The organism is Mesorhizobium sp. C264A (assembly GCF_040324515.1).
Classification (GTDB): Bacteria; Pseudomonadota; Alphaproteobacteria; order Rhizobiales; family Rhizobiaceae; genus Mesorhizobium.
Window position 1 is genome coordinate 412317 of the sequence record NZ_JAMYVY010000001.1, and the last position, 15430, is coordinate 427746.

Consider the following 15430-nt stretch of genomic DNA (forward strand, 5'->3'; position numbering starts at 1 on the left):
CAGTGGGGCCAGTGAGCTTGCGCAACGATCTCTCACGGGAGGTCGAAACCTATGAACCCTGGTGGAAGGAGTTCGTCGGATTTGCGAGGCGCAATGCTTGGGACCGTGCCTGGCCTGGTAGGCGTCGGCATCTTCTCGGCAGTCATAAACCTTCTCGCCCTGACCGGCTCGGTCTATATGCTGCAAATTTACGATCGCGTTTTACCTTCGCAGAGCGTTCCGACGCTTGTCGGGTTCACCATCGGAATGCTGGGTCTTTACGCTGTCTACGGGCTGCTGGATTTCGTGCGGCTGCGCCTGCTGGTTCGAGTGGGCAATCGTGTCCATAGGAATTTGAAGCAGAGGGTGTTCGGCCTCTCGCTGTCCTTGCCGCTCATCGGCGGGCAGGATGCGAACCGGATACAGCCCCTCCGTGATCTCGATCAGCTACGCGGCTTCCTTTCCGGAATGGGGCCGACTGTTATATTCGACGCTCCGTGGATTCCATTTTACCTGCTGATCATCTATTTCCTGCATCCTGCGCTCGGTCTGTTGTCCACAAGCGGTGCGATCATTGTCGTGCTGCTCACGGTCATGGCGGAAGTTCTTGGCCGCACATCGGTGACACGCGCGTCCGAGACGCTGGTGTCGCAACGCAATCTCGCCGAATCCGGACGCCGCAACGCGGAGGTCGTACGTGCGATGGGCCTTTCCGCACGGCTTGCCCACCGCTGGGGCGAGATCAATAACGCATATCTGAGGCACCAAGAGAAGCTTTCCGACGTCGTCGGCGCCACCGGGGCACTCTCTAGGGCACTGCGTTTGGCCTTGCAGTCCTGCGTTCTTGGACTGGGTGCCTACCTGGTGATAGGAGGCGAAGCCTCGCCAGGCGTGATCATCGCATCCTCCATCTTGCTGGGCCGCTCATTGGCTCCTGTTGACGCCGCTATCGCGAACTGGCGAGGCTTCGCCGCGTTCCGGCAAAGCTATTCGCAACTGGCAACGGCCCTGGCCGCTTTTCCTGACCGGGACGAACATATGGAACTTCCGCGCCCCCAAGCGGAGCTTGCGGTCGAGGACCTGACTATAGCGCCACCGGGCCAGCAAAAACCGACGGTAGCCAATGTCAGCTTCCGCCTGGCTGCAGGGACGGGAATGGCCGTTGTCGGCCCGAGCGGTTCTGGCAAAAGCACGCTTGTGCGCGCGCTGGTGGGCGTCTGGCAGCCACTTCGCGGCACGGTGAGGCTGGACGACGCCTCGCTTGACCAATGGGACCAAGAACGTCTTGGCGCACATATTGGCTACCTGCCCCAGGACGTCGAACTGTTTGATGGAACGGTTGCCGACAACATTTCGCGATTTGGCGGGAAGGGCGACGCCAAGGGCGTGCTTGCAGCTGCCAAGGCAGCGGGCGTCGACAAAATGATCCTGCGATTGCCGAACGGTTTTCAAACACGCATGGGCGAGGGAGGAACAGCCTTGTCGGCTGGACAGCGGCAACTCGTAGGGCTTGCAAGGGCACTTTACGGCGATCCGTTTCTTGTCGTTCTGGACGAGCCGAATTCAAATCTGGACGTCGATGGCGATACCGCCTTGGCCGGCGCGATCCTGGCAGTGCGCAGACGTGGAGGCATCGTCATCGTAGTTGCGCACCGTCCTTCTGCCCTTACCAACATCGACAGGGTACTCGTAATGTCCAATGGGATGCTTCACGCCTTCGGCTCACGCGAGGAGGTCCTGGCCAACGTCATCCGCCCCTTTGCTGCGCCGGTTGAACGCCCGGCAGCGGCCGTCGCGATGCACAAAGGGGTGAGCGGTCACGCATGAGGAATATTTTTTTGTCTGAGGCGACGATGGCTCCATCGGCCCCGATCGGCAATGGGAGCCGGCGCAACGCGATTTCGGGCACGCGCGATGGAATCGGGGCCAACCTGATCCTGGGTGCGGCGGTCACGGTTATGTTGCTTGCCGGCGGCGGGCTCTGGCTCGGTCTGACCAAGATTGCTGGCGCGGTAATTGCGCCGGCGACCGTGGTGGTCGAGAGCAACATAAAGAAGGTGCAGCATCTGACGGGCGGCACGATAGGTGGCATCTTCGCGCAAGACGGGGATCATGTACGGGCCGGCGATGTGATGGCACGGTTGGACGACACACTGACACGAGCCAATCTGCAGATAATTAGCAAGGATCTTGATCGGGCAACGGTTCGGCTTGTGCGGCTGGAGGCAGAGCGGCAAGGCCTGTCGGAGATGCAGCTTCCGTTCAGCCTTCAAGCGCGAATGGGCGAGCCGGAGCTGGCTGCGCTGGTGAACGGCGAGCGCACGCTGTTCGACAGCCGCGCTACGGCCCTCAACGGGCAGAAGGCACAATTGCAAAGCCGCTCAAAGCAACTCGAACGCCAAGTTGAGGGCCTCAAGGCGCAACAGACCGCGGAAGAACAATCCGTGGTCCTGCTGGATGGCGATCTTGTCGATGTACAGGCGCTTTTTACAAAGAAACTGGTGTCCAAAGAGCGACTTAGCAACATCAGACTGGATGCCACCCGGGCGCACGGAGAATCAGGGCGCCTCGCGGCGGCAGTTGCCGAGGCGCAGGCCCGGATCAGCGAGACCGAATTGCAGATTCTTCAGCTCGATGAACAAAGGCGTAGTGACGTAACGAGCGAACTTCGTGAAACGGAAGCCAAGCAAACCGAACTCAGCGAGCGCAAGGTTGTGGCACAGGACGAACTGGCCAAAACCACCATCCGCGCGCCGCAATCGGGAACCGTACAGGAATCTTCCATTCACACGATCGGCGGCGTGATTGCCGCGGGCGAGGTTCTCATGATGATTGTCCCTGACACCGGCAACCTTGTCGTCGACGCGCTGATTGCGCCGTCGCGCATAGATGACGTTCGTCCAGGTCAGCGGGTCTCGATCCGGTTTCCGGCTTTCGACGCCGGCACTACGCCTGCCTGCCAAGGGTCTGTCAAGCGCATCTCGGCGGACCTGATAAAAGATCAACAGCGCCAGCTTTCTTATTTCTCGGCGCGCATCAATGTCGAAGACAAGTCCACCTGTCTGACCGATGCCAAAGTGCTCAAACCCGGTATGCCAGCGGAGGTTCACATAAGTACGGACGAACACAGCGTCTGGTCTTATCTGCTGAAGCCGCTTACCGACCAGATGTCGAGGGCTTTCCGGGAATGACATGGCGGCTGTGAGCGGTCGACCGCGGGAACACGGCAGGCGTGCTTGCTGACATATTAGGGTAGGCGACGTGATGCCACAGGGGTGACGCCTGCGGCCGACGCGCGAGGCTCGTCTGGGACATTGTCCCGGCTACAAGGATGCCCCAACAGGATTTTCCTGGCCGCCTCACCAAGTCCTGCCCCGACAACAGCGTTAGTGTCCTGTCATCTTTTGCGCAACAAACAGCGCATACCGTTCCACGATCATCGACATGGGCAATTGCCTCACGAGGAGAGGTTCTTTGCTCCTACGACGCGGCGAGGGCCCTGCGGCGGACACGGCGTGCGGCATGCACCGTTCGGTCTGCAGTCACCGCTACATTTGCCACGTCAGATGTATGCGGCAAGGCGTTCGCGCTTCCATGCGACCTCTTGTAGGGCAGCAATTCCCTGACCCGAGCATTGACCGAGGCAATCTCGACCCGCAAGTCCTCGCATTCCTGCCGTCTCACATCGAGTTCAATCTGATCGGACGCCTGCTGCATGGACAGCTGTGCAAAATCTGCGGCGATCTTGGAAAGGTTCACCTTGTTGGTTTCGGCCTCCTCGGTGAGTGCGGCCAACCTTTCGTCGGTCACCTGTTTTTCGGCCAGGGCGTCGCTCCATTGTAGCTGGAGCCTGGCGATCTCGGCCGCGGCCTCGTTGTTTGCGTTTGAGGCGAGTTCGAAGCGCGATTGGAGACTTTGAATTTCTGAGCGCAATCCTCGGTTCTCAGCCTGGCAGCGTTTAAGCTCGCCATCCATGTCCGCCTGCATAATCCTGGCTGCTTCGGTCACCTCCCATAGCTTCGCCTGCGCAACCTCGAGTGAGGTGTGCAATTTGATTGCCTCTTTTTCGCTCTTGCCGAGCGCACTCAGCATTTCGGAATTTCGCGCAGCTTCGTTGGCATGGATCGTGGAGAAGGCATCCAGCCTATGCCGTGCCTCTTCCTCCCGCTTCATGGCCTTTTCCAGGTCAATAGACAGGCTCACATTCTTTTCACGCAGCTGTTTGTTCTCTCGGGAGCGCCTGTCGGCCTCGACATTTGCGGCGGCAAGCATGTTCGTGAGGTCGCCAAATTCCGCTTCGTTCTTTGTGGTGGTGTTCGCCGCTTCGACCAGCTCCAGCCTTGCCGCGGCCAACGCGCCACGGAGCACTTCACACTCCTGAACAAGGCTTGCCTGGCGCTGCTGCAATGTCTCGACGGTGCCTTGACGCTCACAGTACCGTCTGTTCAGGTCATTGAGTGTTTCCGACAAGTTCCTTTGATCTGCGATCAGATTTTGATTCGCCAGCTCCAGTTCGTTCGCACGGAGAATGTCCGCGTGAAGGATGTGAAAAAACTCGAACGTCAGTTGACATGTGCCTGTAATTTCGGAGATTTTTGCGTTGATGTCCTCGAAATGGAGCTTGGCATCGTGGAACAAGCCGTTAAACGAGCTCACGGCAGCAATTCGGCTCTGCGTGTGTGAGGTCAGCCGATGCGCTGGTATCGGCGAGCTATCATCGTCGTCGCCGGCACCGCCCTCACTCCGTACGCTGTCATCCTGTTCGTTGTTGTCGCCTGCCATGTTTGGCACGTCGGCGACATCCTCCAAATCGAGGCACTGGTCGACAGCGTTAGCCAAGTCAGCTTCGAGATCGTCGAACGACCTCTCCACATTGTCCTCGGCGCGTCTGATCAAATCCCTGAACTTCATGACTTCATCCCCTGCAGCCGCATGCCCGGAACCATTGAGGCACGAGGACTGAGATGCTTTTGTATCGAGAGCTCAACTCAGCGTCTTCGTTCAATCAAACGATGCCAGGGCGCCGGCGCCGCGAGGAGCCGAGAGCTGCGATTGGAAGGCCCTACATCGGTCTAGGTGCCTGCTGACTTATTCTTGAGGACTGCGCGACTCCCCTTCTTGCCATCGTCTTGGCGTCGGTGGTGTGTTGCCTGGGCACATTAACGCTCAGGTGCAGAAGCCCCGACGAACGGCCCGGCACAGCCTCTTGTGGGGCGCATCAGGCGGCCGGGCCTAACCGGCGGTTGAGTGTTTTGGTTTGCCGGCTGACTCACCATGCGACCTTGGCGAGGCAAGCGCATCATTCGAACGAATTGGGGACCGGCCGCCTGGCCGCCCAATCGCACTAAGCTTCCGTTGCCGGAGCTGGCGACGAGGTGCTTTGCCTTGAGCCTTGGTATCTACATACGAAGCGGCAATACGCGCCGGCGGAGCAGTGGCCCGACCCGTCAAACTAGCGCTGCAAAATGCGCGGCAGAGATATCCGAGAATATTGTCCAATCAGCGGTATGAGATCGAAGGCGGGCGATCTTGCTGAACTCCCAAACAATCCCGGCGTATATGTGTTCGGCAAGGAGGATCTGGAAACCATTGCGACATTGCCGAGCGGCACAATCTATGGATCATCAGCGATGAGGTTTACCGCAGCACAGTGTTCGACGGCGAGTTCCTCTCAATAGCATCCATCCCCGGAATGAGAGAGCGGACGATAATTGTGAACAGCCTGTCGAAGTCTCATGCAATGACCGGCTGGAGGCTAGGGTGGACGCTTGGGCCGGTCTCGGCATCAGTTCATCTGGAAAATCTTGCGCAATGCATGCTCTTCGGATCGCCGACCGTATTCAGGATGCCGCAGCGGTGACTCTCGATGAGGCGGTGACGCAGAGATGCGTTTCTTTTCGGACGCCCTTCTGCCGTTGATGTTGACCAATGCTGTGCGGATGTTCGCCGGGGATATGCGTGAACCTTATCGTCCGCTGCGGCGCTCAATTTGCTTGGGGTTCTTGGAACCGTTCCGAACTTTCTCCTTGCGCCTCCGATCGAGTTGCGCGTGCTCATGCGGGGCGCTGAGGTGTCTCGATCCGCAGTGGCGCGGCCATTATGCGACGATCAGCTTAGTTGAAATTTGTCCCCAGCGGACGGGAACGACGCTTGGCCATGTTAGTTGATGTGAATGGAGCAGCTAAGAAAAGATCTGGCATTGCTTACGCGACCCGGCTTCTGGATAGCTTTCGGCATTTTGTTGCTGCTTTACGGGATTCAGGTCTTTTTTCTAATTCGGGCATGCCAATGCCTTTAGCCTGGAACATCGATACCCCTAGCTGGAACGCGGTCTGTCCATCTCCCGGCGGCTGCGCCGATAGCGTTGATCAACGATATATTCATTTATAAGCCTGCTATTCCCGGGGATGCCGAGGTTGGCAGCGCCTGCATCGTTGACTACGCACGTGGCGCTCCCCTCAAGGTAGGTGGTTACCATTCTCGCGCAGCCGGTGAGCATTGGAGCCCGCACTGTGTTGGACGTGCGCTCATGCGTCGGGAAATTTCTTATAGACAGGGGAGGGTCTGTCAGGGCTGGAAAATCACAAGCTGCCCCGCGAATGAGGAAGCAAAAAAGGTGCAAGACCAGATCGATTTCTTCCAGGCAACTCGGTCCTCGCATCATCGCCGATCAGCGGCCGTACCGTCGAGAACCAAAATGCGCACGATCTCAGCCGGTCGGCTTCGACCAAAACATGCGGACTACCGGACGGGGACAGTCGGTGCCGCGTCCCATCCTGTGGCCGGCGCTATGCTGACGCTCCTACGGTATCCCGTTCACCGCCCGCGCAGGAGGGCGAATTTCCTCCGTCCTGCGCGCGACAACCGTCCACTGTTGCGGCCGCACGCAGGACTGCGGCTTATACGCCGTTCTTCCTTTGAGCGGCGTCCAGTTCGCAGGGCTAAATCACCATTGGTATGCAGACGAGCCTCTCGGCGTCTGGACAGAGATCAATTGCGCTTTGCACCAGGGTTCCTGGATCGTAAGCTCCAAACACGCTGCAGTCGCCTGATATGGTCCACTACGTTGGCCGGCTCATACGGCTTCGCAAGGTGCGGGCCTTCCTGACAAAGGTCGCCCGCCGCGATCGCAGTTCGTTCTACTGCGGCAGAAAGCACTATTTTGACCTCGGGCTTGTTCTCGCGAACCCACTTCGACAGTTGGAACCCGTTCATGTTGCCCGGCAGGTCAACGTCACACAAGACGGTGTCGACACCGAACTCCGCATAGTTCAACGCTTGTTGCGCCTCACGTGCGAAATGGGCCTCAATCACCCTGTAGCCACAGTGGCGGAGATAGTCCGCGATGACGCATCGGGCGATGACGTCGCCGTCAACCACGAGGATCGTTTGGCTCTGTTGGTTCGGGGCTTCCATTGACGGAGAACGGTCAGCAACCGGCAGGGTTCCACGCATCATGACCTGCGCGGGATGCCGACCGAAGATCGCGGCGAGATCCTGCACGAAATGATCCCTGCCGGCGGGCGCATTCAATTCAGCGGAGCGATGCCGCACTGGTGACGCCGTCTACCACCTGGTCGACGAGACGGGCTAGAAGACATGGTCTCGAAGCTCAAGGGCAGCCCATATCGCAGCGGCAAACGAGCGCTTGGCGCAAGATCAGTGCTTTGAGGAAAAGGAAATGCAAATCATCGGTGCACAGCGCGAGCGCGGCAAAGCTACCCAGGTGATCATCGCTGAAAAGGGCCTCTATAAAGGCGGCGCACTCGTCAACTTCAGTGCCGATGAGCGGCAAGCGCTTTGGGATCGCGTCCAGGGCAAGGTTGGCGGCCCGGTCCCGAAGGGGCATAAAAAGGACAAGGCCGAGTGGCTGAAGCCCGGACTGGTTGGCTGGGTCAAGACCCTCAAAGGCGAAGAGAAGCTGGGGCACGCAAGGCTGCTGGATTTCCGGGAGGATGATGCAAATGGCCATGCCTAAGAAAGATCAGGAACGCGCCACCTACGCTTGGATGTACGGCGCCCAAGCGCGCAAGGATGGCAAGGAGCGTGAGGTGCCAGCTGGCTGCAGGGCTTGACGGTGTGGCGATGGACGGTTTTGGCAAGACCAAAACCGTCAACGACGAGATGGAGGCCGAGGTCGACGAAGCCGCCGTCGAGCGCCCCGACGAATACCATTTGGTGTATGAATCTGTACGGTCGTTTTTGATTGAAGAAAGGGTTTCGGCGGGCCTATAAAGATTGCGTTTACCATTGCCTTTTTTGGGAGGATGCGATGGTTGCAACGCCCATAGATATCGCTCAAGCGGCCACTGCGACTACGGCTACCTTGCTGAAGTGGCAGAAGTCCATGGAGGAACGCGCCACGTTTCGCCAGAACATGGATCAATCGCGCAGGGCGATCCAAGCCTCACGCGAACTGCTGAAGCGCCTTCGCCAACGTCATCGCGACGAGATGTCGGAAAGTTCGGAAAATGCCGACCCGTCTACTGCGCCGATATCGCAACGCGCCGGCAGCTAGCGGGTGGCGACCAGAGCCGATGTGATGGGGAAAGTTTCACTGGCCGTTCCTTGGGTGGGCAGGCAAGTTAAACTTTGTCAACGAGCGGCCTTTTTCGCGCTCGCGGAAGCGCCACGTTGCTTTCGACCAGGCGCACGTGCTCGGCGTCGACAGTCACCAATGGCCGGAGGCTGACGGTTACCTTGTCCCCGTCGATGCGTGTGACAGGCCGATCAATTCCATATGCTGGCCAATCACAGCCTTCCAAGTCGAATCGACAACAGAATGCGGGAAGTCGTAGGAGGGATCGTCACGCTTATGCGATCGGGCGTCACCCGGCCGCGCACAATCGCCGTGACTGCGACCTCGTCGCCAACTTTGATACTTCCCCGAGCCATGCCCAAGACTTTGGAGCAGCCGGCGCCGGCGTCAAGATGAGGGGGAGCTAATAAAACCCCTCCGCGCCGCGATTGTGACGCAGGGCGATCCGATCGCCGCCAGCGACTTAGCAGACCAATTGACGACAGCGGCCGAGAAGCCTGGCATCCCTGCCGACCAAATCAACGGCGAAATCGAAAGCGTCTTCGAACTGCTCTTAGAGGTGATGCGGCGCGAGAGTTGCGCGAGGAGAACCAGCCCGGAGGCTTCTCCGGGGCTGTGCCGGTCCTGTCCCGTTCCAGCGGATGAACTGCGCCTTCTGACCGGTGACCGTCTCAATCGACTTCAACAGGGGTCCATGGGCCTCAGGTAGAGCTTGGCAGTGCTCCCTGTGGTACGCCAGGAGCGGCCCGGCGATGCTCTTGTGCAGCGCTTCGGCTGCCGCCAGGAAGCGCTCGATTTCAGCCCGGGAAAGCTGTTCGGAAGGTTTGTTCTGGCCATTGGCGCTCTCCATTGAGGGCGTCGCCGCAACGAGGACCATAATTCTACATGCCAGGCCGTCTGACAAGCGCCTCGCCGGCCTTACCCGAAGGAAGACGCAGGGCCACGGCGCCAAGCGGAGCCATCAGGAGCAACCGCAAAGATGAGCAACGGCAGGCCCGGCGACCTCCTTTGGCACACGGGACAAACAAGAAGGGCGCCGAGCCTTACCGGCGCTGCTTTGTGAGGGAGACGACGCCGGATGATGAGAGTATGCGATCGTGCTAATCTCTGCGAACCATGCGAATGAAGGAAAGCCGCGTGGCAGTGCCAATCAACGACGTTGAGACCAAGGTCGGCGGGTGCGATCAGGTTCGGACCATGATGACGGGCTGGTGGGCCTGCACATGGTGGTGGCTACCGCGCTACCGCCTTGCTTTGCGCCAGCCGGCGGCCCATGCCTCTGCCTCGCTGCACAGCCAGCGCTCGCTGTACTGAAACTGATCGTCGTCTTCCAGTAATGCTCCTGCCCTGGAACGTGATAAATCGCTCATCGGTACTGGTGGAAATGTTGCCCTTGATATCGCAGGCTCCCCGCCCCGGCCGTGCGGGTGCCACTCAGCCAGCCAGCTGGGATGAGCCGGTCAGGGAACCATCACCAGCGCCGGCAGATATTGCCGTCGCCACATCCACCGCCGCTTTGCGTTCTTGCGCCAGCGGTCGGCCTGATCCGCACCTTGATGACGCTGGACTTTGCCCACGCCCTCTCCCCCGAGTGCAGAATGCTTCCAAAGCGGTAGCGAGTCCCGACCGGAACATTAGCGCCGACTAACGGTTATTTCGGCAGTGTTCCGAACCGTGATTGGTAGAGCGTTGGTGGCGTTTCATCTTGTCTATTTTTCCGGCCTGACGGCAGACCAGCTGCTAGGCAGCGCCGTTTCTATGATAGTGTGTTTGCTGCTTTATCACGCTCTAGCTACGGACCCCTAACTGATGGTCCACTTCCCGGCTACCCGGCAATCGAAGCTCGCGCGACGTTCCCGACTTTTTCAGCATGATGAGAAGCGCCTCTAGGATTTGTTGTGCGCCCGTAGCCAGTGCCCATGCATTCGCGACGATCTCTTGCTCACGCTCTGTCATCCCGCCCTCCTAAAATATGTGGTCGGAGCGTGCTTTAGAAAGCTTCGCCCCAGCAGGGGCGTGCTTGACGATTTCGGCGAACAGAAAAAGTCGCCGGCTCCGCCCGACCAGGCCGGGATGGTCGTTGGGAAATTTGTTGACGGCGCTCGTGTTCACCTCACGTCCAACGCGGTTCAACTGCAGCTGACCGTCGATGTCGTGGCTGAGAATGTCCTTGAGGCTGGTCCTTTGGTCCCCGGGTCCAGCCAGACGTCATAGTATGCCTGGTAGAGAATGAGAGGCTGTTGATCATGCAACTGCTTCATCGGTTCTGCGGCAGGCTCTGTGATGATGGTGCAGCTGGTTATGTCGAGATTGGAATTGTAAGCCCAAAGCCCGGCGAACGAGAAAGGCGCGTGGCCTGGCTGGGGCAGCGAAGGGAGAGGCAATGAGCGCGTTCGCTATTGTTCTCCCTGAGCAGCACGTTCACGCGGCGGGTGCTCGGCCGGCAAGCTCGTACCCTGAGCGCCGAACCTGATGCTACTCGCGCGGCGGGTGTCTCAGCCTGTCAGGAGTTCGGCGGCAGGAGCATGGTCCCATAGCCGGCCATCAAGGCGATCAAGGTTGCTGCAACCAGCGGCAACCAGAACTTGATCGGTCCGGCAATACTGCCAGCGATGCGCGGCCGATGCCATCAGCACCGTCAGGAGCCAGACCTCCCACGGGTTGAAACCGCCCCATGGGTCAATCGTCCGGTTTGGCAACAAGGGCAAGATGATCGCTGTCGCAGCCGTGCGGCAAGACATATTTGCGGCGGTGTTCCTCCGGCAACGAGTCGTCTCAGCTAGTTGTGGAGGTGCGACAGTTGAAGTCCAGGCTGGTGCTCCATGCCGGATAACAGCGATTCCGCCGATCGGAACATGTCCTCGAATTCCAACTCGTTTTCAAACACCACGCCGCCGACGCTGATGGTCAGCGTGTCCGCGGTTCCTTTTGGCGCGAAATAGGCTTGGGCCACGCGCGCCCGGATACGGTCGCCGATCTCCCTGGCGTCGTCTTCTGTCGCACCGGGCAGAAAGACCCCGAACATGGAGGTTCCGATCCGGCCCACCAGATCTTCCTTGCGTACCGATGACTGGATGGTCGAGGCTATGAGCCGCAAGGCTTCGTCACCCCAGCCAAGGCCGAAGCGCAGATTGATGGACCTGATGTGTTCGGGATGAATGACCAGGAAGGCGCCAGATCTTGGACCAGACGATTCCGGCCTGGTTGCTCTCCTTTCGACCATCGACGTGAAGACTGTCCGGTTGAGGCAGCCTGTCAGGCTGTCAAAGGTCGCCGACTTGTTGAGTTCTCTTCGATAACGGACGAGCTCGGTCCGCTGCAGTCCAATGAACAGGAAAAGCGGGCCACCGACGATGACCGGCAACAGGATCGCTGTGACCATGCTGCGGCCGAAGGGCGTCAAGGCTTCCGAGAACAGAAGCAGATAATTTAGGCCAACCGAGAGGAGCAGAATTCCCGCCGATCCCAGGGCAGTCAGCCATGCGATATCTTTCCATTGCCGGGGCGAGCTATTCGCCATTGGTGTCATCATTAGCCAATCTCCCGCCTGATCGGCTGTCATAAGGCCAAGGTGCTGCACTTTCAGTTTCGAGGAAACATACAATTTTAGTAATGGCGCAATCACCTACCATCGGCCCGAAATCAGCCCTTCAAAAGCAAGGCTACGGCGGCAAAAGCAACGACACCGAATTATCGGCTATTGCGGCGGGCCGAATATCCCCATCTGCGCGTCTCTGGCCACTGCCTCCGCCTTGCCATAGATGCCACTCGCCAAGGCCGTCGCCCAGCCATTGGAAACAAGCCACGCGCCGACATCCTGCTTGCCCAAGCTGCACGGTGCCGCAATGGCAAAACGATCGATTTCCGGCGGCACGACGCATTTCAGCGCCCGGCCGCGCAGCCAGGAATTGAACGTCGCGCGCGCACGCTGGCCGCAAGGCCAGGCGATGCCACGAAAGGAACAGGTCTCATCCAGGTCAATGCCTTGGATCCCGCTGATGGCTACCTTGCGCCCTACGGATTCGAAGGTTGCCGACGAGGTGGCAACCGGTTGGTACAGCAGGACCTCTTTCCAATCCTTTGGCATTCGCATCCCTGCAGGCGCGGCCAGACCAAGGTCGCTGAGCGGCGGGCGCGGCTCGACCCGTTCGATTTGCGCCGAATCAAGCTGTGGCGGCGCGATAAGGTCCTGAGCAATCTTGCGTGCCCGTCCTCGCCATGGCGTATTGGCGACGGTCGCAACTGGTCGCATTGGCTGGCTATCGTCGATGGATTGACGCGGCGCTGGTATCGGCCGATCGACGGGAAGCAGATCGGCGGCCCGGATGATCAACAAGACCCCGGACAGGAGGAGCAGGCTTCCGAGCAATATCAAGCGATTGTGCCTCAGCCAGCCCATCAACTCAAGCAAGGTTCCTTGCCCCTCAATACCCCGATGTCGATTTGGCGACCAGCTTGAGTACGCCTTTTCGAACCTGGTAGAAGGGCATGGATCGCTCACTGGAGCCATCCGCCCGAAACCGGAACAGGCCGGTCGATCCGCGAAATCCGCTCCGATTTTCGAGCACCTGCTTGCTGAAGCCGTCAGGCCCGGCCGAACTTGCAATTCCTGCTGTCAGGGCGACCATATCATAGGCGTAGGCGACATTGGCGTCGGCTGGATAATTGTAGGTCGTCTTGAAGCGGTCGGCGATCGGGCCGGTTTCGGTTGGGTCGAGCGTGGCGATGTAGGAGCTCTCAAACAGCGGCTCCATCGGATGTTCCAGCCAGCGGTTGGTTCCAATGACGGCGACTGCTTTTCCAGGAATGCCTTTCGTTTTGAGCGCCGCAAGGATCTGCGCCGGATTGTCGTCGCCGCTGGCGATGATGATGGCATCGGGAGCCTCGACCAGCGAGCCCATATCATTGACCACTTTGGTGCCGCCATCGCCGGCCGGATACGGAATGGTGACGGCGAGCGTCGCGCCATAGATGCTGAGGCTGTTGGCGACCCGCGTTTCAACCGCGCCGGCATTCGCTCCTGCCGCGACGAGCAACACGAACTTCTTGCTGCCTTTGGCCGCCAGGCCGGCTGCGCCCGCGGCCGCGCTGTCGGCCTCGTTGAGGCGCACCGCATAGACGCCCGGGCCGCCGGCGAAATTGTCGGCCAGCGCCAGCACCGGCGGTCGCTTCGATCCCGAGAGCTTGGCTATGTGCTGCGCGGCCGCGAGTTCGACCGGGCCGATGACGATCTTGGTTCCAGTGGTGATCGCCTTCACAGCCAATTCGCTGGCGTGCGCGCTGTCGCCCTTGGTGTCCTCGACCGTGACCGTGAGCAGGACATTTCCAAGGTCGGCCATCGCCAGCTTGGTCGCATCGAGCATCTTCCGGCCGTTTTCGCCGGCGACTCCCGGGGCCGACAAAGGCAGCAGCATCGTGACCTTCGTCGACCCGGTGCCGAGCGATCGCGTGGCTTGGGCCGGGCTGGCAGCGGTGCCGGCGGCCGGCGCTCCGGGTGCGGCGATCGCCGCCTGGTCGAGCGCGTCCGAGACGCTGCCTTTCGACTGGCAGCCCGACACTATGCCCGCTAACGCAAAGACGATCGCCCACGTCCACGAACCGTGTCGCTGCCGGCCAGAATCCATGATGCCTCCCTCATATCCCGCCGGGTATTTGTCCCGGTCTCATCCGTTCATCTTACGGCAGACTTGCCTCGCCGTCTTTGCAATTGCTGGATTATGGCTCAGCCGTCGAAAAGTTTTGCCCGGAGCGCCTTGATCATTCTGGCTTGCCCGGCGCTTCGATAGTCCGTGCATTTCATGTATCGCGGGCCCGGCACGAACAGTCGGCGCACACAAATCCGCCTCGCCGGGGCAGGGGCACCATCGTCTCCTGCTGTCGGGAATGCGGAGAATCCGAACGTCGCCACCGGTAGCGGGCCGGCCACCGCAAAACCTTCTCTCGCCAGGATTGCGCGCGCATGCCGGCAGTAGCGGACCGAAAGTTCGGAGAACCGGGTTTCACCGTGCCCGGCGCGATATTTCATGACGGTCGTGCAAAGATCGCCTTCGGCAAGGCTGTTTGCCTGCGCCAGATATCTGACGCCGAGCGCGATGTTGGTCGCAGGGACCGCGAGTTCGTCGAGCGAACCGCGAAAGCCAAGCATTCGCGCCGTCGCCGGCATCACTTGCATCAACCCGACTTCACCATCGGCGCCGTGCACATCGGGATCGAATCCGCTTTCGATCTCCATCACCGCGTGCGCCAGCACCGGCTCCAGGCCGTAGAGCGATGCCTGGCACGTCGCGAACGCCTTGAATGTCTCGCGCGTCCATTCCGGAGCGAAATCGCAGCGAACCGGCCGCGTCAAGCCGGACGGAGCTTGCTGCTCGAGGGCAGGTCGTTCCAGCCAGTTGGCACGGGCTTCAGGGGCAAAAACGGCCAGTGCGATCGCTCCGGCAATCGCTCTCGACAATCTTCCACGGGCGATCATCGTCAGCCTGTCGGCGCGACTTGATCCCTTTCGGTCAGTTCATGTACTCGACCATGCGGTCGTGGAAGCACTCGCACTTGTTGAGCGTGTCCTCGTCCTTGTAGTTCGTCTTGAGGTAGCCATAGGCCATGCCGCAGGCGACCTTGGCTTCCGACGCCCAGACGAAGGCGGGGCGGGACGAATTGATCCATTCCGAGCTGTTGGCGACGGCCACCGACTCGTCCATCAGCTTGACCACCTGGACCTTGAGATCGACGATGTTGTCGTTCAACACCAGGTTCGATGTGCCGACGGTCCGGCAATGGTCGGCCACCGGCCCGTCGATGATGTCGGCGGCCTGAAGTCCTGTCGCGCACATCGACAGCAGCCCAGCCCCGAAAGCCACCCGCAAAATTCTGTTCATGCTCTTCACCCCGTCCCTTTCGCCTCGTTTGTTCTGC

15 protein-coding genes are annotated in these 15430 nt (G+C 59.9%); 7 read left to right on the forward strand and 8 right to left on the reverse strand.

Features of this window, described 5'->3' with window-relative positions; translation table 11 throughout:
- Nucleotides 1–93 precede the first annotated feature (93 nt).
- Both NKL04_RS02060 and NKL04_RS02065 read left to right on the forward strand, forming a co-directional pair.
- A complete protein-coding gene (locus tag NKL04_RS02060) occupies nt 94–1806 on the forward strand; it encodes a type I secretion system permease/ATPase (RefSeq protein ID WP_023701102.1) in 1713 nt (570 codons plus the stop codon).
- Between the two features lie 26 nt (nt 1807–1832).
- The gene (locus NKL04_RS02065) at nt 1833–3170 is read left to right on the forward strand and encodes an HlyD family type I secretion periplasmic adaptor subunit (protein WP_023701101.1); all 1338 of its coding nucleotides are present in this window, start codon (nt 1833–1835) and stop codon (nt 3168–3170) included.
- 289 nt (nt 3171–3459) lie between these two features.
- Here NKL04_RS02065 and NKL04_RS02070 read toward each other — a convergent pair whose 3' ends face one another.
- The gene (locus NKL04_RS02070; protein ID WP_023701100.1) at nt 3460–4890 is read right to left on the reverse strand and encodes a coiled-coil domain-containing protein; all 1431 of its coding nucleotides are present in this window, start codon (nt 4888–4890) and stop codon (nt 3460–3462) included.
- 685 nt (nt 4891–5575) lie between these two features.
- Here NKL04_RS02070 and NKL04_RS02075 point away from each other — a divergent pair.
- A complete protein-coding gene (locus tag NKL04_RS02075) occupies nt 5576–5839 on the forward strand; it encodes an aminotransferase class I/II-fold pyridoxal phosphate-dependent enzyme (RefSeq protein ID WP_352724019.1) in 264 nt (87 codons plus the stop codon).
- Between the two features lie 1130 nt (nt 5840–6969).
- Here NKL04_RS02075 and NKL04_RS02080 read toward each other — a convergent pair.
- A complete protein-coding gene (locus tag NKL04_RS02080) occupies nt 6970–7482 on the reverse strand; it encodes a response regulator (RefSeq protein WP_023753040.1) in 513 nt (170 codons plus the stop codon).
- Nucleotides 7483–7660: 178 nt separating this feature from the next.
- Here NKL04_RS02080 and NKL04_RS02085 point away from each other — a divergent pair, with 178 nt between their 5' ends.
- The 4 genes from NKL04_RS02085 to NKL04_RS02100 all read left to right on the forward strand — a co-directional run bounded on the left by NKL04_RS02085 (nt 7661) and on the right by NKL04_RS02100 (nt 9832).
- A complete protein-coding gene (locus NKL04_RS02085) occupies nt 7661–7957 on the forward strand; it encodes an ATP-dependent DNA ligase (RefSeq protein WP_023701099.1) in 297 nt (98 codons plus the stop codon).
- Nucleotides 7958–8025: 68 nt separating this feature from the next.
- Nucleotides 8026–8214, forward strand: coding sequence for a hypothetical protein (locus tag NKL04_RS02090; protein WP_245271399.1), 189 nt, complete (start codon nt 8026–8028; stop codon nt 8212–8214).
- A gap of 37 nt (nt 8215–8251) precedes the next feature.
- Nucleotides 8252–8497, forward strand: coding sequence for a hypothetical protein (locus NKL04_RS02095; RefSeq protein ID WP_023714697.1), 246 nt, complete (start codon nt 8252–8254; stop codon nt 8495–8497).
- Nucleotides 8498–9655: 1158 nt separating this feature from the next.
- Complete coding sequence (locus NKL04_RS02100) at nt 9656–9832, forward strand: hypothetical protein (RefSeq protein WP_155929682.1); 177 nt, start codon at nt 9656–9658, stop codon at nt 9830–9832.
- 815 nt (nt 9833–10647) lie between these two features.
- Here the strand turns inward: NKL04_RS02100 and NKL04_RS02105 are convergent.
- From NKL04_RS02105 to NKL04_RS02130, 6 genes are all read right to left on the reverse strand, one after another.
- Nucleotides 10648–10902 carry an SOS response-associated peptidase family protein gene (locus NKL04_RS02105; RefSeq protein WP_352723200.1) on the reverse strand — a complete coding sequence of 85 codons (255 nt, stop codon included), beginning with the start codon at nt 10900–10902 and terminating at the stop codon, nt 10648–10650.
- Nucleotides 10903–11297: 395 nt separating this feature from the next.
- Entirely contained in the window at nt 11298–12050 is a 753-nt protein-coding gene (locus NKL04_RS02110; protein WP_031209080.1) for a GGDEF domain-containing protein, read from the reverse strand.
- A gap of 165 nt (nt 12051–12215) precedes the next feature.
- A complete protein-coding gene (locus NKL04_RS02115) occupies nt 12216–12929 on the reverse strand; it encodes a thermonuclease family protein (RefSeq protein WP_245271354.1) in 714 nt (237 codons plus the stop codon).
- Nucleotides 12930–12942: 13 nt separating this feature from the next.
- Nucleotides 12943–14142 carry an ABC transporter substrate-binding protein gene (locus NKL04_RS02120; RefSeq protein ID WP_352723203.1) on the reverse strand — a complete coding sequence of 400 codons (1200 nt, stop codon included), beginning with the start codon at nt 14140–14142 and terminating at the stop codon, nt 12943–12945.
- Nucleotides 14143–14240: 98 nt separating this feature from the next.
- Nucleotides 14241–14990, reverse strand: coding sequence for a lytic transglycosylase domain-containing protein (locus tag NKL04_RS02125; RefSeq protein ID WP_023699960.1), 750 nt, complete (start codon nt 14988–14990; stop codon nt 14241–14243).
- Nucleotides 14991–15024: 34 nt separating this feature from the next.
- The gene (locus tag NKL04_RS02130; protein WP_198029281.1) at nt 15025–15348 is read right to left on the reverse strand and encodes a hypothetical protein; all 324 of its coding nucleotides are present in this window, start codon (nt 15346–15348) and stop codon (nt 15025–15027) included.
- Nucleotides 15349–15430 lie beyond the last annotated feature (82 nt).